The organism is Streptomyces lusitanus, from assembly GCF_042647945.1.
GTDB classification, from domain to species: domain Bacteria; phylum Actinomycetota; class Actinomycetes; order Streptomycetales; family Streptomycetaceae; genus Streptomyces; species Streptomyces pseudogriseolus.
Genome location: NZ_JBHRWL010000002.1, coordinates 614323 through 629423, shown reverse-complemented (window position 1 = coordinate 629423; position 15101 = coordinate 614323). Strand labels below are relative to the sequence as shown.

The following is a 15101-nucleotide window of genomic DNA, read 5'->3' as shown; positions in this document are numbered from 1 at the left end:
CGACCTCGTTTCCTGATTACCGTCTCGGTTGCACCAGTCTCACCCACCGAACGGGACTTTCTGCGCGAAGTCCGGATCGTGAGACATCTATTTCATTTCCATGACCGCCGCCGGCGGAAAATCTTCCACCGGCGCGGTCACCGCCTCAGGCCGCCCCTGCCCGCCTCTAGCCGACGTCGAGCCGAAGCAGATCCTCCTCCGTCTCACGCCGGACGATGACGCGCGCCTGACCGTCCTTGACCGCGACCACCGGCGGCCGCAGCACGTGGTTGTAGTTGCTGGCCATGGACCGGCAGTACGCCCCGGTCGCCGGCACGGCGATCAGGTCACCCGGTGCCAGGTCGCCGGGCAGGAACGCGTCCTTCACCACGATGTCACCGCTCTCGCAGTGCTTGCCGACGACGCGGGCGAGCATGGGCTCGGCGTCGGAGGAGCGGGAGACGAGGGAGACGCTGTACTCGGCGTCGTACAGGGCGGTGCGGATGTTGTCCGACATCCCGCCGTCGACGGAGACGTACGTGCGCAGCCCGTCGAGCGGCTTGACGGTGCCGACCTCGTAGAGCGTGAACGCGGTGGGCCCGACGATGGCGCGCCCCGGCTCGACGGAGATCCGAGGAGTGCGCAGCTTCGCGGCCTCACACTCACGGGTGACGATCTCGGTGAGCGCCTTGGCGATCTCGTGCGGCTCGCGGGGGTCGTCGTCGCTGGTGTACGCGATGCCGAGGCCGCCGCCGAGGTCGATCTCGGGCAGCTCGACGCCGTGCTCGTCCCGGACGTCCTTGAGCAGCCCGACCACGCGGTGCGCGGCGACCTCGAAGCCGGACATGTCGAAGATCTGCGACCCGATGTGGGAGTGGATGCCGATGAGTTCGAGCGAGTCGAGCTGCAACGCACGGCGCACGGCCTCCGCGGCCTGCCCGCCGGCCAGCGGGATGCCGAACTTCTGGTCCTCGTGGGCGGTGGCGATGAACTCGTGGGTGTGCGCCTCGACGCCGACGGTGATACGGATCTGCACCCGCTGCCGCGTACCGAGCTCACGCGCGATGTGCGCGACCCGGACGATCTCCTGGAAGGAGTCGAGCACGATCCGCCCGACCCCGGCCTCGACGGCGCGGCGGATCTCGGCGACGGACTTGTTGTTGCCGTGGAAGGCGATGCGCTCGGCGGGCATCCCGGCGGACAGGGCGGTGGCCAGCTCGCCGCCGGAGCAGACGTCGAGGTTCAGCCCCTCCTCGTCGAGCCACCGCACGACGGCCCGGGACAGGAACGCCTTGCCCGCGTAGAACACGTCGGCGTTGTCACCGAAGGCGGTGCGCCAGGCGCGGGCCCGGGAGCGGAAGTCGTCCTCGTCGAGGACGTAGGCGGGGGTGCCGTACTCCTCGGCGAGCCGCTTGACGTCGATCCCGCCGACGGTGAGCACGCCGTCGTCGTCCCGGGTGACGGTCTCGGACCACACCTTGGGGTCCAGGGCGTTCGGGTCGGCGGGCGGCGCGAGGTAGTGCCCCTCGGGGAGGACGTCGGCGTGACGGGGCCCGGCGGGGTGTGCGGAACGGCTCATGGTTCGCGTGCTCTCTCAGAGGTGTCAGAGATGGTCGGGTGCGTCGATGCCGAGCAGGGACAGGCCGCCGGCCAGCACCGTCCCGGCGGCTTCGGCGAGGGCGAGCCGGGCACGGTGGGCGGCCGAGGGTTTCTCGTCGCCGAGGGGCAGGACGGTGGGCAGCAGGGGCGCCAGGGCGTCGGCGACGGCGACGAGGTGCCGGGCGAGCCGGTCGGGGGCGCGGTGGGCGGCGGTGGCGGCCAGGACGCGGGGGTGGTCGGAGAGGGGCTGGATGACGGCTTGGGCGTCGCCGTCGAAGGCGAGGGGGCCGGGCTCGGGGGTGAAGCCGAGGTCGGCGGCGTTGCGGAGGAGGGCGCGGACGCGGGCGTGGGCGTACCGGACGCGGAAGAGAGGGTTGGTCTCGCGCTGGGCGAGGTGCGCGTCGTTTTCGGCTCCGCCGATGCGGGGGCGGTCGTGGGGGGCGGGGTGGAGGAGGGCCCAGCGGGCGGCGTCGCGGCCGAGGGGGGTGGGGTCGGCGGGGGCGGGGACGGGACGGAGGGCGGTGTCCGTGCCGGGGGCGACGGTGATGTCGCTGGGGACGCCGAGGATGCGGACCCAGGCGTCCCGGGGCGGGCGGGCGCAATGCATATGGGGCCGGGCCCCCTGCGACCGGAGCACCCGGGCGACGGAGTCCATGAGGACGAGGGCGCGGACCTCGGGGGCGGCGTGGAGCTGCGGTGCCTGCCCGGCGAGGGTGTCGGTGTGCCCGTACCGGGGGCCGGCGCGGAGGATGTCGCGGACGAGGCGTGCGAGGCGGGCGTCGGCGCCGCCGGCGAGGGAGATGTTGAGAAACCCGGGCCCGGTGACGACAACGTCATGGATTCCGTCGGTACGGAGAAGTCGGGTCCGCAGCAGCTCGGCGACGGCGGGGGCGGGCTTCCCGGCCGGGCGGGCGAGCTGGAGGGCGACGTTGGTGGCGTAGTCGCCGCAGCCTCCGGGCCCGGGGGGCGCGACGACGACGCGCTCGGGCAGCACGGCCACGGCGAGTTCTCCCTCGTCGACGGCACGACGCACCGCGTGCAGCACGGTGCGGGAGAGCTCGACAGGGGTCACGGGACAAGCGTAGGCGAGGAGGGGGGTGGGTAGGCGAGCAGGTTAGGGGCTTGTCCCGGGATGTGGACGGGGATGGACGAGGGTGGACGAGGGTGGACAGCTAGGCGTGCCCGGCGGCGGCCTCGGCGTCTCCGGATCCCCGCACCCGCCCGGTCGAGGAATCGATGAGCGACTGCACGACCCTCACGAGCTCCTGCGGATCGAAGGGCTTGGCGAGGAAGGCGTCGACGCCGACATCGAGGCCGCTCTCGACCTCGTGCTGGGTGCAGGCGGAGACGATGAGGAGGGGAACGCCGGCGGTCCGGGGGTCGGACCGCAGCCGCCCGGCGGTTCTGAGCCCGTCGAGCCGGGGCATGACGACGTCCAGGGTGATGAGGTCGGGCCGCACCTGATGCACGACTTCCAGACACTCGGCACCATCGGCCGCGGTCACCACCTCGAAGCCCTCCAGCTCGAGGTTGACCCTGATCAACTGCCGGATGACCTTGTTGTCGTCCACCACAAGAACCCGGCCCGAAGTGCTCGGCACGACTCGAGAGTAGGTCGGGACCGGCCACCGCGTCCGGCGTTTCCCCACTTCTGCCCCGTCCGGGGTACGGGGCGTACGGGGAGTCGATCGGGGCGACCGTGGCCGGACGCGGAAAGTGGTTCATGACCACCCCCGGAGAACTGGTAGTGTTCTACCCGTCGCCGCGATCACCGCGAGAGACACGCCCCCGTAGCTCAGGGGATAGAGCAACGGCCTCCGGAGCCGTGTGCGCAGGTTCGAATCCTGCCGGGGGCACCTTGGATTAGGTGCCTTACAAGACCCCGTCAACAGCGGTAACGCTGAGGTCGGGGTCTTCGCGTTTGTGCAGGCGTATGCAGCCCGAAGCGGCCGTATGTCGGGGTCTGTGGACGAGGCGTGGACGGGATCTTGGAGCGTTGCCCCAGGTGAGTCGGGCTGTTCGTGGCCTTGGGGCCGGTGCGACAGTGAGCCGCCGGGCAGAAACCTGATGTGTCGGATGCGTGCGCTTGGATAAGCGGGTGACCGTTCATGACGTTGCTCGACACCTGCCCGAGATAGCAGTCCTCCGTGAACACTGCCGTTCCATGGCGGTCTTGAGGCCGTCCTGAGCCCTGAGTGGGAGAGCCGTCGCCACTCCTTCGACGACCACTGGTCCGAGACGGAGTCGATGGCCTCGATGCGGAGTGGGTCGGGCGACGAGTACTCGATCGTGTTCTCAGCCGCCGGCGCCTACGTGCGGGGATTCGATCACGAATCGCCCATGAGTCCCTATGCAGAGGACGGGCCATGGCCGCGAGTGCTCGACGAAGTTCCTGAGGTCTTCCGGACGTGCGTCGAGGAGCCGGCGTTTTCTGATGAGGACGAAATGCCCCTTGTCACTGCCTGTACGTGGCGAGAGGCAGCCGACGACCGCTGGAAGTCGGGATCGATCGCTTTTCCCGATGCGGCAACAGAGGATCCGGACGGTGCCGGATATCTCTTCCAGCTATTGGTGGATCGCACCCCGGAGGCGTTTCAGCGGTGGGCCGAGGACTACTACGAGGTCCCGGTCGATCTGGAGGCCGTTCGTCACGTCTTCTCTTCCCGCCCGCTGACCGAGGAAGTGGTCCGCGCGTTGAACTCGGAAATCGTCCTGGCGGTTCTCTCGGAGGACATCGCGGAGACCGGCTATCCGACGAGCTGAGACGCAGAGCACCGATGAAAGCCCTGGACGCGATACGAGGGGCCTCGGAGGTGGTTGGAGGCGCCTATTCGTACTCGCGCAGCAGGTCTTCGATGCGCCGGTTGGCGACGTCCTGCCATCCGTCGAGGCACTTTGCGCAGCGAGTCAGCAGGACCTCGACGCTGTTGCCGGCACGCTCGGCCACCTCGGTCGGGTCGACACCGGCGTTGAGTCACGTCGACAGCGCCGAATGTCGGAGGTCGTACGTACGGCCTACTCGCGAGCGGCGAGGCTGCGACGGCCCGCGGAAGCGCGAGGAGCCGGACCTCCTGCCACACGCGGTAGTAGGTCGAAGACGGGACGAGCGAGCCCTTCTCACTGAAGAACAACCGTCCGTCGTCCGCCGTGCCAGGTGGCCAGGTGCTCACGGAGCACAACAACGAGGTGGGGCGGGATGGGCACCCGCCTGACGTCCTCGTTCGGCCGGTTCTTCAGCCCGCGGTCGTCATGGGCCCCCCAGTCGGTCCACTGCTTACCGACAGACGGACGGGGTCCAGCGGAGCAGCGCCGAGCCCCAACCCTGCCTGGGGAGGCTCAGTCCGTCTCGACGAGGCCGACCGCTTTCGCCGGCCGGAGGCGGCCGAAGTACATGGCGGCGAACAGACCCACGAGGCGACGACCACGGGCACGCCGGTACCCGCCCACGTAGGAGCCCGCCGCCAGGAGATTCCGCCTACTCCGGGTTAGCAACGATAGCCCATCACTCAAAAGCGAGTTCCTTCCATGGAATATGGAGTCCAACCGGCCCCTTATGCTTTCCCGTAATGATCTGCCCCTTTTCATCCAAGTCGGCGACCCAATCTAGACCTGTAGCACTGCTCTCGAAGCATTTAAACGCTACCATCCCACTTCTGGAATGATCCGCAAGATCACGCGAGTACCACTTTTTTGCTTCGAGGCATTCCACGATTACCTTGAATTTTGGGTGTCGAGCCCTTCGCCCCGCCCGCAGGACGGGTAGCGCTGTTTGCGTAACGTACGTATACCCGTCGTCCTCCTCGGTAGAGTTTTGGCCGAAGAGAAAGAGCCCGGAAGAAACTCCCGAGCACTCGTGCAACCTAGCCCTCAATGCTGTCAAAACGCCATCCGGACTGGTCGCCTGGAGCAGGATCGGCTTTCGTGGGGAGGCCCTGGAGAATAGCTCGATTACCTGATGCGCCTGGTTCAGCACAGAGGACTGTACGAGCAAAAGAGACGGCGTTCGCGACCGCATCGCGGATATCGCCGAGTCATGAAGATCAAGCGGCGCAAATGTCGTAAGGTCGTACCCGCAGATCGCCGCCGCAGCTGTCAACCTGTCCCCCGTTTCGGTTACGACAGCCTCATCTACAAGTGCTGCCGCAGAGCTTCGCTTTCCCGACTTCTGCGCCGAGGTCGCTGAGTCAAGAAAGCACGTCTCAAGGAGGCTGATGAGTTCCACTGTCGACGCTGTCCAGCTTGCGGAACACCAGGCGTTGGTGGATATACCAGGGTTGTGTTCTGAGGTTTCCACGATGAGGCGAGCGATTCCCGCTAGCGGCACAGAACTAAGCGTGCCGCTTGTGTGGGTTAAATCTCCGGGTCTCACCACTACGCCGAGCACCAGTTCGCGAAGCCGACCAGGCTCAATGGACTGCGGTACAACAATGCCTTCAGCCAACAGGCGCTCTGGTGATGGGGTCGCAATCTCCGCAATTAGACTTGGCCGGCCGAGCAGCTCACCCCACGCTGGCTCTCTCAAGGCCGAGCTGAGGAACTGGATCTCCTCTGCTGTCGTCTTACGAAGGTTCGTGAGGCCGGATTCGACCTTAGGGAGCCGCGCTACACCGCGCGCCAACTTGTACTCTTGTTTTTGTCGGATCCCTAGTCCCAGCGGATGCTGTTTCGCGACAGGCCCCGTCGATCCGGGAATCTCGCGCGCTTCTCTACAAAGGCGCCGCAGACTGTACTCGTCGGATGCTGGGCCGCTCATGGACGCAGAGCATAGACGATCGGCACCCTGATCTGCATGAGCTCATCCGTGCTCAATTCGGAGAGGACCGCCAGCAGTTGGGCGCGAAGATCAGTCCCCTGCTCTCGGGACGGCCAGCTCAGTCGATCTTGTCCGGCCATCTCGCGTGTCCCGAAACGCCTGGGGCCCTTCAGCGACCTTGGCGTCTCCGCCTGGTCAGATCCGAAGGGAACCTCCCTTGGATCGATGTCAAGATCATTCTGGGCGACCCATGCCTCAATGACGCTGTGCACCAGGTTGGATAGGCGGGAACGCCAGGCTTCGCCAAGTACGGGGTCGCCACGCAGGGTCCGTGCGAACGAAGCTGCTGGACGCGGCTCTTCTAGGCAGCGTGAGAGGTCTGGGGCTTCCGATGAGACAGACTCTGCGAAGCTCCTCATCCACTCAAGCTGCTGTTCCTGGCTGATCGGCTGAATGGGCACGAAGCTTTCGGGGTGGTTCGCGAACCTGTCCCTCATTCGCCTAATGGCCGCTGGCTCATCGGCACTCGGCAGGACTGGGAAGATCACGGCCCTTTCCGTCGATCGATCCCAGAGGCGAACAAATTTCTGATTCCAGTCGACGAAGGCAGTCCACAGGTCCGGTCGAATGCGGCGCCGCGAAGCCCTAGCAGGCCTCTGAACGGCGGTATTGATGGCCAGGCTTCCGTCCAGCGAGACGGCTACGTCGAGGCCGGATCCTGGTTCGGGAAGCGCAAGGATGACGACGCCAGCTTCTTCAGCGGCCTCAAGAAAGGATCGGAAGGACGTGAAGCCTAGATCGCTTTCACGAAACTGTGCGTCAGTTAGGCGTAGCACCTCAGACTTGACGCCTGCAGCTGTTGTTCGTGCACCTCGCTCGTTCAGTTGGACCACGGCCTGGCGTAGCCACGCAAAAGCGCGGTCAAGATCCGCTGTATCGACCGTGTACCTCTCCGGTGCAGGGCGTGAATCCGCCCCTGTGTCATCGGAGGCACGCCCTTCCGGCTCGGAGCCACCCGCCAAACGTGACTCTGCAGACGAGGTAGAAAGAACGTTGTGCGGCGCGGTTCGCAGAGCTTCCTCGCTGAAACCGCCCTCTTGTTTCTTTGACACCTAGTGCTCCTCTTGGGTATGGGTCAGCCCCAATGAGGGTTGACCTTACAGAGGAGTACACCGGTAACATCGCGAACGCCGACTAGAGCCTTGTGGCTCGGGCCCTACCCCTCACCCCTGTTACAGAGACGAGCGGACTCTCCCGACTCGGCAGTTGCTTTTCTCCATGCCTACCTTACTCCCCGATATGAGGAAGCATGCAGCATGGCCATCAGTGCCTCAGTGGAAGAGTATGTGATCCTCCGGCCCAGGTCAACTGGGAGCTTGATGACGACGGCCTCCGGGAGCACCGCTGGCCAGCTGCGCTGCGAGGGCCTCTCCCGAGCTTGATGGTCTACACCTGATAGCCCCTTCCGAGGCTACGGTCAGAGTGACGCCCCAAGCTGCCTCACTCAGTCAGCAGGTCGCTGGAGTTACTGCGGCAAGCCGGCAACGCTGCCTCCGCCCCAGCTTAGGGAGCTAACTCACGCGGAGCGCCATGGTGCCTGCACCTACTTGCACTAGTGGATCCCCTATGCACTGCTTGGCTTGTGGAAAACAGAGCCGCGCGATGTAGTCCACAGCCGCGTGACCTGCACAAACGTTGAATCGACACAGGCCCTCTGGAGCCGTGTGCGCAGATCCTGATCCCGCCGGGGCACTCGTATGAGGGTGCCCGCAGACCCCGTCACAGCGGAAACGCTGAGGCCAGCCGAGGTCTTCGCGTACGTGCATCCAAATGCAGCGCCGTAGTTCCGCCGCCGACCTCAGCCGGCGTCCGGCCTTTGCTCTGGAGGCATGCGTGGTTCCGGATATTCCGGATCGTTCTGTCGCTCCACTCGCCGCGCGTTCTCGATCCGCAGGCTTGTCAGCCACGGCCACAGGTCCGGCAGAGGCTGTGCCGGACACGCGAGATCGTGTTCGACACGGCAGCGCTGGAACTGTTCCGGTGGACACACCGCGTAGACCGTCACCCTCCCGTCGGACAGCTCGATCCATCGGCGGCCCGCCGGCACCGTGTGAGCCAGCGGACGCATGTCCGGCTCCAACAGCACCCAGTCATGCTCCAGCGTCGCCACCCAATCCCCTAGCAACCCGCACCGCGGACACCGGGACTGCCCACCATCCAGCCGCCGCGGTTTCTCGTCTGAAGGCCCCATACCGTCAGGGTCGCGGGCCTGGTACACCGGGCGTAGAGCGCCGACCGGACGCGTCCCTTGATGCGGCCGACCATCAGCGGGGCAGAACACGACGCGGCAGGTGCGCATTGCAACCAACGGCCAACCGCACACGGCCGAGAGGTGGCAGTAGCCCTCCGGCCCGAGCGGGCCGGAGGGCTCACGGTCAGGTCAGGAGCGTCGTCGAAGACGCCTGCCGCCGCCAAGAAGCAGCGCTGCTACTTCCGGCACTGCCTGCATGGCTTGAGTTCCTGCGCCTCCGCCTTCTCCCTCGGCATCTCGGTCCGGCCCTTGTAGGTCTCCTGTTTGCCGTTCAGCGCAGGGCAATCAGCGTCGGTGTGGTACGCGTATCGATGCTCCCCCACACGGACGTGCACATCGCTCATGAAAGATTCGGTCTCTTAGCCAACTTCCGTGTCACCGACAACGCGGTCAACTTCCTCAACGAGCACATACGACCGTGGCAACGACCGTCAAAGGGCTGTCGGTCGCTTCGGCTGCCGGCCGCGAAGGAGAGGCTGGTGGCAGCCAACAGCCTGGACCGCGCCAAGCACGCAGTGCGTACGCAGATCTGGGACGCCTTGACCGCCGCAGACGCCGTCCATGACCCCTCCGTGCACGGCCGCATCCCCCACTTCAAGGGTGCCGAGGAAGCTGCTGCTCGACTTGCGACGCTCCCAGCCTGGCAGCGTGCGAGCGTCGTCAAGGCTGTGCCGGACAAGGCTCAACTTCCGGCGCGTGCGAGGGCCCTGGGGGAAGGCAAGACCGTCTACATGGCGGTTCCGAAGCTGGCCTCCCTCAAGCCCTTCTACCTCCTCGACCCGGCTGCCCTCACCGTCCCTCCCGCAGAGGCCGCTGCCAGCCGCACCGCTGCCGCCATCGCCCCCACCGTCGAGGTCGACGCCCTCCGCCCACTGGACCTGATCGTCCTTGGCAGCGTCGCCGTCAATCGCGACGGCGCTCGCATCGGCAAGGGCGCCGGCTACTCCGACATCGAGTTCGCCCTGCTCACCGAGGCGGGCCTGGTGACGCCGGAGACCGTCGTCGTCACCACCGTCCACTCACTCCAGGTGACCGAGACGCCGATTCCTACCACTGAGCATGACGTCGGCGTCGACCTGATCGTGACCCCCGAGGAGACCATCACCTGCGCGAACCCTCACCGACCGACAGGGGTCGACTGGTCGGTGCTCACAGCGGAGAAGATCGCCGCCATCCCAGCACTCGCGGCTCGACAGGTCTCCTGAGGACCGAAGCCGCGAGCAACGGCCCCGGCTCCGTCGAGTTCGGTCAGCCGGTCAGACAGTGTGGGCAGGGCCGCGCCGGAGGACCGGGCCGTCCGAATGTCCCATCGGGTCGCGCACCTTGGCGGAGAGACAGGCCTGCGATCACGGACGTTCCTCGTGTGGGGCGGGGGCGGACGGTCCAGGCGGTGGCGAGGTTGTCGACGAGGAGCAGGCCCCGGCCGGTTTCGGAGGCCGCGTCCGGGTGGGACAGTGCGGGCTCGTCGGTGCCGGTGCCGGGGTCGGAGACGGCTAGCCAGTAGTGGCCGTCGGCCGGCCACAGCACTAGTTCGATGACGTCCTCGTCCTCTCGGCAGGCCCCGTGGCGAATGGCGTTGGTGACCAGTTCGGAGGTCAGCAGGCTCAGGCCGTCGCCCAAGTGCGGGCGGAGGGCGTGGGGCAGGGATTCGGTTACGGCGTGGCGGGCCCGCCGTACGGAGGCGGGGTGGGCAGGGAAGTGCCAGTGAGCGGGTACCACGGGGATTTCGGGCATGACGAACTCCAGTGCTGTCGTGAGGGGTTCGGGAATCGCCGGTGGCCTGCCGCCCTGGTCGCGGGCACACCCGTCCCAGGGCAGGCGGGCATGCTCGCGCGGTGCGCTTCCGGCGTTGCTGTGTGTAGCGTGCGCGATACCGACAGTAGAGCAGCCGGTGGTAAATTTCCCACGCGCTCCAAAGAATTCACCACGGAGAGGTAGGGCGGCCTCCGAGCACCGCTACCGACCCCTGCCTCGGATGGAAGGAATCCCGATGCCCCCGAGGACCACCCCCACAGAACGGCAGAAGCGTCTGGGAAGTGAGCTGCGGCGCATCCGTACCGTGTCAGGGATGTCCGCGGAGTTCGCAGCGGGGCTACTGGGTGTGGACCGGGGCAAGATCTCCAACATCGAGTCCGGAGTCCGGACCATCAGCGCCGACCGCCTGCGTACCTTGGCCTGCAACTGTGACGTGACCGATGAGACGTACATCGAGGCGCTCATCGAGATGGCCCAGGCGAGTACGGGCTGGTGGGAGCGCTACCGAGGCATCCTGCCCCAAGGCTTGCTGGACATCGCCGAGATCGAAAGCCACGCGGTGCGCATGCGCGGCGCCAACACCGTGCACGTGCCCGGCCTGCTCCAGACCTCCGAACAGGCGATGGCCATCTTCCGGGCCGCGGTTCCCGCCCTGCCCGAACACGAGGTCGCCCTACGGCTCGCGCTGCGCGCCGAACGCCAACAGGTGATCACCGGCGACAAAGCGGTCCCGTACGTCGCGGTCATCCACGAGGCGGCGCTCCGCATGCAGTTCGGCGGTACCGAAGTCGCCCGCGCCCAGCTGGAGTACCTTCTGGAGGCCTCTGAGCGGGACAACGTCACCGTGCTTGTTCTGCCCTTTGCCCACGGTGCCTTCCCTGGTGCAGGGCAGACGGTTGTCCACATCGAAGGGCCCGTCCCACAGCTCGATACGGTGCAGGTGGACAGCTCTCACGGGCCCACCTTCCTCCACGCCGAGGGTCAGTTGGCGAAATACCGGGCGCAGCTCGATCTGTTGGAAAGTCTGGCTCTGTCGCCAGAGCGGTCCAGAGATTTCATCCGCGACATCTCACGCCGACTATGAGGAGTATCGATGCCCGACATCACCTGGGAGGCCCCGTTCTGCGCTGAGGGCAGCTCCTGCTTCCGCCTCGGTACCGACGCCGACGGCAACGGGTACATAGCCGTCGTCGGTCAGGAGGAAAGCCCCCTCATCGACTCCCTCGAAGCCCTGCGCACCCTCATCACCGACATCAAAGCCGGTAAGGCCGACCACCTGCTGTAGGGCCCGCGACATCCCCGGCCGCGGTTCGAGTCAGCCGGCCGCGGGCTTACGAGCGTTGAGGTTGCAGAGGTCGCGGTGGTAGGCGACGTGCGCCTCGTCGATCGGATGTCCCGGGGCGCGGCGGAGGGGGCGGGGGGCGCGGTCGCCTCTCGTACCCCTGACCAGGCCCTCGGAGTCGACATAGATCTCCAAGCCGTCGAACAGGACGTGGCAGTTCGCGCACAGGCACAGGAGGTTCTGGAGTTCGTCGGGGCCGTGGTGGGGGCTGCCCAGGCCTCTTATGTGCGCGGCCTCGCTGTACGGGCGGTTCAGGTAGCGGAGGGCCGTGTCGCACACCTGGCATCGGCCTCCCTCCAGCTCCTTGACCTTTCTGGCCAGGGCTTCGTCGCGGATGATGACGGAGCGGGTTGCCTCACGGCGCGGTGCCGGGCCGACTGACCGCCCGTACTCGTCCGCGTCAGCGCCGCCGGTCTCCTCCACCCATGGGGTCAACAGGCCACCGGCTGTGGTGTAGCCCGACAGACCTATGCGGGAGAAAAGGGCCTGGCGGTCGATGTCCCCCAGGTACGTCTCGCAGATCGTGGCGATGGCCTCCAGGCGGGTCACCGGGTCGCAGAGGAGGTCTGCGGTCTCCGCTGTGAAGCCCGCCTGTGGGTGACGCTCGTTGAAGATTCCCACGCTCGGCGCCCTCTTCGCGAGCTCGGCCGGTATGGCCCGAACCTCCCACAGTCCGCTGCCCTGGAGGTGCCAGAACGGATACTCCGGTGTGGCCTTCGCGTTGGGAAGGCCGAACTCGACCAGGAGCGGACCGACTTCGTCACGGAAGTTCGGCCACGGAGTCAGGCGGGGACGGTCATCGGCCGCGCGGGCCATCGCCCACAGGAGGCTCAACGGCTGGTGGCGGCTCGGGGCCGGATTTCCCGGGCCTCGGGAGACCTTGAGTTGCCGCAGGCGGGCCAGGAGAGCGGCGCGGTTGTCAGAGGGCGCCCCGGTCTCCACCACGAAACCGAGCTCGCGTAGGCATCGCGCCACTGTGGCCGCACCGCCGCTGAAGTCCTTCGCGCTCAGGAAGTCCCCCGTGGCATACCCGTGAGCGACGCCTGCGATGGCCTTCGAGTCGTAGCGGCGACCGTCCAGGACCAGCTGGTACGACCTGGCTCGCCCGAAACCGTACGTCCGGAGGAACTCCTCCCGGCCCAGACGGCGGAACTCCTCGGTCGCCGCGATGACGTGCTCGTACCTGATGTCCCCAAGCCCCATACGGGGGAGGCTAGCCGGACGGTATGACAAGTCGTACGCGCAATAGGGCGCCAGTCGTACAAGGCACCCTCTTGGCCTCGGACCGCTCACAGTGGTGGCATCCGAGGTAGCATGAAGAGTATGAGTGAGCCTACCCAGAAGTACTCGATCACGATGCCCCGGGACATCGCCGAGGCCGCTCGTGCGCGCAGTGGTCCCTCCGGCCTGTCGTCCTACGTCGCCGCGGCCGTCGCCCGTCAGATCGAGCGTGACAACCTCAACGACCTCATCCAGGTCGCCGAGGCGGAGCACGGCCCCGTCACGGAGGAAGAGGTCCAGGCTCTGCGGGACCAGCTCCACCAGGCTCGCGAGCAGCAGCGCCGGAACGGGGCGGACGCGGCGTGACGCCCTCCCCCGCCACCCCCGGTGGCACCCTGGTTCTCGACAGCGAGGGGCTGGCCAAAGCCGTTCTGCGCGACCGCACGGTGACCGCCTGGCTCGCTCTGGCGCGCGCCGACGACCTGCGCGTGATCACATCGGCAGCCACCCTTGTCGAAGTGGTACACCCCCGGATCAACCGACCGGCGCTGGAGTGGACCCTTTCGCGCCTGGTGGTCGAACCGGTCAGCGAGCCGATCGCCCGGCGAGCAGCCGCCCTCCTCGCCGACGCCGGCCTGCACGGGCACAAGTACGCCATCGACGCCATGCTCTGCGCCACCGCCCTCGCCGCGCCCGGCCCGGTCACGGTCCTCACCTCCGACCCGGAGGACCTGGCAGCGCTCGGCGGCGGGCGTATCACCGTCATCAAGGTCTGACGGCGGCGCTCAGCCTTCGCGCTCCCCCGTCATCCTGCTGTCGGCCGCGCGGACGTCACCCCCGCATCTCCCTGAGCAGGCTGCCCTCCTCGTCGTACATCTCCAGCGTGTACGACAGCCCGAAGCGGTCGAGGAGCGCCGCCAGGTCGGTGAAGCGGGACGGGTCCATCATTCCGTTCAGGAGGACGTCCGGGCCGTCCGCCGGCTCTAGTTCGACCTCGCACCACGTGGTGCCCACCTCGTAGCCGTACCAGGACGACGACCGCAAGCTCCAGCCATGCCGTTCGAAGCGCACGGCTATCGGGGCCGCGTCCCCGTGCCCGTGCAGGATGCCGTACACGTTGTTGGACAGGTCCCTCCACTGGGGTGCGAGGTCACCGGGCTTTGGCTCGGGCTCAGCCACGCGTCGCCGTCACCAGCCAGCTTCGCGACCTCAGCCGCACCCCCGCCCCGGCCCCGGCCCCCGCCCCCGTCACGAACCCCCCGAACGCCTCCGTCGCCGCCTCCCGGGCGCGGGACACCGCCTCCTCCGGCGTGTCCCGCAGCCAGTGCCGCATCGGCCCCCAGCCGAAGAGGAACGCCGACGCGTCGGCCGGGTCCGTGCCCCAGTGCTGGTGCGTCTCCAAGGGGGTCACCTCGATCCCCTCGAAGCCCGCCGCCGACAGCACTGCCCTCGTCCGGGACGGGTCCGCGAACGACGCCGGGCCCGTGGCCGACGCCGCCGTCAGGTCCGGCAGGGGTGCGTACCGCGCCACCGCCTCGAAGATCCTCGCCTGGTCCAGGCGGTCGAAGGACTGGGGGCAGACGAAGGCCAGCCGGCCGCCCTCCCGCAGCGCCCCCGCGATGTTGCCGAACGCCGCCACCGGGTCCGCGAAGAACATGACCCCGTAGCGGCTCAGGACCGCGTCGAAGGCCGACCGTTCGAAGGGGTGAACCTGGGCGTCGCCCTGGACGTGGGTGACGTTGTGGAGGCCTTCGGTCTCGGCGGTCGTGCGGGCGCGTTCCAGCATCGGCGCCGACAGGTCGATGCCCACCGCGTGCCGTGCGCGGCGGGCCGCCAGTCGCGTCACGCTGCCGTTGCCGCAACCGATGTCCAGGACCGTGTCGGTGTCGCGGAGGGCGGCCGCTTCCAGGAGCGGGGCGTTCAGCTCGTCGTTCAGGGCGTCGTAGCGCGCTTGGTGGTCGGCCCAGTGCCGGCCCTCGTAGCCGTTCCAGGCCTCGTACTGGTGCGTGTTCGTGATGGGGGTGTCCGCCATGGGTTCATCGTGCCCCCGTCCCGGCGAACCCGCGCCCCCTTTGCGACGCCCGCGGCGGCTGGGGCTCGCGGTGCGATCACCCTCGTTCATGTATGTAAATGTTGTTCAT

16 protein-coding genes, 1 tRNA gene and 2 pseudogenes are annotated in these 15101 nt (G+C 67.4%); 8 read left to right on the top strand and 11 right to left on the bottom strand.

Going from position 1 to position 15101, the window contains the following annotated elements; genetic code table 11:
- Positions 1 to 166: 166 nt before the first annotated feature.
- From lysA to ACFOSY_RS04335, 3 genes are all read right to left on the bottom strand, one after another.
- The gene (gene lysA / locus ACFOSY_RS04345) at positions 167 to 1558 is read right to left on the bottom strand and encodes a diaminopimelate decarboxylase (RefSeq protein ID WP_394305348.1); all 1392 of its coding nucleotides are present in this window, start codon (positions 1556 to 1558) and stop codon (positions 167 to 169) included.
- 24 nt (positions 1559 to 1582) lie between these two features.
- Positions 1583 to 2650, bottom strand: a complete 1068-nt coding sequence (gene nrtL / locus ACFOSY_RS04340) for an ArgS-related anticodon-binding protein NrtL (RefSeq protein WP_394305347.1) — start codon at positions 2648 to 2650, stop codon at positions 1583 to 1585.
- A gap of 100 nt (positions 2651 to 2750) precedes the next feature.
- Positions 2751 to 3227, bottom strand: a complete 477-nt coding sequence (locus ACFOSY_RS04335; protein WP_394305346.1) for a response regulator — start codon at positions 3225 to 3227, stop codon at positions 2751 to 2753.
- Between the two features lie 135 nt (positions 3228 to 3362).
- Here ACFOSY_RS04335 and ACFOSY_RS04330 point away from each other — a divergent pair.
- Both ACFOSY_RS04330 and ACFOSY_RS04325 read left to right on the top strand, forming a co-directional pair.
- A tRNA-Arg gene (locus ACFOSY_RS04330) sits at positions 3363 to 3434 on the top strand.
- A gap of 242 nt (positions 3435 to 3676) precedes the next feature.
- Positions 3677 to 4341, top strand: a pseudogene (locus ACFOSY_RS04325) (hypothetical protein).
- A gap of 64 nt (positions 4342 to 4405) precedes the next feature.
- Here ACFOSY_RS04325 and ACFOSY_RS04320 read toward each other — a convergent pair.
- The 4 genes and pseudogenes from ACFOSY_RS04320 to ACFOSY_RS04305 all read right to left on the bottom strand — a co-directional run.
- Positions 4406 to 5052 (bottom strand): annotated as a pseudogene (locus ACFOSY_RS04320) (tyrosine-type recombinase/integrase); the annotation flags it as partial.
- Between the two features lie 28 nt (positions 5053 to 5080).
- Positions 5081 to 6331, bottom strand: a complete 1251-nt coding sequence (locus ACFOSY_RS04315; protein WP_394305345.1) for a hypothetical protein — start codon at positions 6329 to 6331, stop codon at positions 5081 to 5083.
- Entirely contained in the window at positions 6328 to 7443 is a 1116-nt protein-coding gene (locus ACFOSY_RS04310; protein WP_394305344.1) for a hypothetical protein, read from the bottom strand. The genes ACFOSY_RS04315 and ACFOSY_RS04310 overlap by 4 nt, the downstream gene beginning before the upstream one ends.
- 746 nt (positions 7444 to 8189) lie before the next feature.
- Positions 8190 to 8582 carry a DUF6083 domain-containing protein gene (locus ACFOSY_RS04305; RefSeq protein ID WP_394305343.1) on the bottom strand — a complete coding sequence of 131 codons (393 nt, stop codon included), beginning with the start codon at positions 8580 to 8582 and terminating at the stop codon, positions 8190 to 8192.
- A gap of 141 nt (positions 8583 to 8723) precedes the next feature.
- Here ACFOSY_RS04305 and ACFOSY_RS04300 point away from each other — a divergent pair, with 141 nt between their 5' ends.
- A complete protein-coding gene (locus ACFOSY_RS04300) occupies positions 8724 to 8897 on the top strand; it encodes a hypothetical protein (protein WP_394305342.1) in 174 nt (57 codons plus the stop codon).
- Positions 8898 to 9121: 224 nt separating this feature from the next.
- The gene (locus ACFOSY_RS04295; protein WP_394305341.1) at positions 9122 to 9847 is read left to right on the top strand and encodes a 5-formyltetrahydrofolate cyclo-ligase; all 726 of its coding nucleotides are present in this window, start codon (positions 9122 to 9124) and stop codon (positions 9845 to 9847) included.
- Between the two features lie 43 nt (positions 9848 to 9890).
- On the opposite strand, the gene ACFOSY_RS04290 is transcribed toward ACFOSY_RS04295, so the two are convergent.
- A complete protein-coding gene (locus ACFOSY_RS04290) occupies positions 9891 to 10376 on the bottom strand; it encodes an ATP-binding protein (protein ID WP_394305340.1) in 486 nt (161 codons plus the stop codon).
- Positions 10377 to 10632: 256 nt separating this feature from the next.
- Between ACFOSY_RS04290 and ACFOSY_RS04285 the strand changes: the two genes are divergently transcribed.
- Together ACFOSY_RS04285 and ACFOSY_RS04280 are read left to right on the top strand one after the other, a co-directional pair.
- A complete protein-coding gene (locus ACFOSY_RS04285) occupies positions 10633 to 11481 on the top strand; it encodes a helix-turn-helix domain-containing protein (RefSeq protein ID WP_394305339.1) in 849 nt (282 codons plus the stop codon).
- 9 nt (positions 11482 to 11490) lie between these two features.
- Positions 11491 to 11682, top strand: a complete 192-nt coding sequence (locus ACFOSY_RS04280; protein ID WP_086683539.1) for a hypothetical protein — start codon at positions 11491 to 11493, stop codon at positions 11680 to 11682.
- Between the two features lie 30 nt (positions 11683 to 11712).
- Here ACFOSY_RS04280 and ACFOSY_RS04275 read toward each other — a convergent pair whose 3' ends face one another.
- The gene (locus ACFOSY_RS04275) at positions 11713 to 12942 is read right to left on the bottom strand and encodes an HNH endonuclease (protein ID WP_394305338.1); all 1230 of its coding nucleotides are present in this window, start codon (positions 12940 to 12942) and stop codon (positions 11713 to 11715) included.
- A gap of 120 nt (positions 12943 to 13062) precedes the next feature.
- Between ACFOSY_RS04275 and ACFOSY_RS04270 the strand changes: the two genes are divergently transcribed.
- Together ACFOSY_RS04270 and ACFOSY_RS04265 are read left to right on the top strand one after the other, a co-directional pair.
- Positions 13063 to 13326 (top strand): CopG family transcriptional regulator, encoded by a 264-nt coding sequence (locus tag ACFOSY_RS04270; RefSeq protein WP_394305337.1) that lies wholly within the window; start codon positions 13063 to 13065, stop codon positions 13324 to 13326.
- Entirely contained in the window at positions 13323 to 13736 is a 414-nt protein-coding gene (locus ACFOSY_RS04265; protein ID WP_394305336.1) for a PIN domain-containing protein, read from the top strand. The genes ACFOSY_RS04270 and ACFOSY_RS04265 overlap by 4 nt, the downstream gene beginning before the upstream one ends.
- A 55-nt stretch (positions 13737 to 13791) precedes the next feature.
- On the opposite strand, the gene ACFOSY_RS04260 is transcribed toward ACFOSY_RS04265, so the two are convergent.
- Both ACFOSY_RS04260 and ACFOSY_RS04255 read right to left on the bottom strand, forming a co-directional pair.
- A complete protein-coding gene (locus ACFOSY_RS04260; RefSeq protein ID WP_394305335.1) occupies positions 13792 to 14139 on the bottom strand; it encodes a hypothetical protein in 348 nt (115 codons plus the stop codon).
- Positions 14132 to 14992, bottom strand: a complete 861-nt coding sequence (locus ACFOSY_RS04255) for a class I SAM-dependent methyltransferase (RefSeq protein ID WP_394305334.1) — start codon at positions 14990 to 14992, stop codon at positions 14132 to 14134. The genes ACFOSY_RS04260 and ACFOSY_RS04255 overlap by 8 nt, the downstream gene beginning before the upstream one ends.
- Positions 14993 to 15101: the final 109 nt, after the last annotated feature.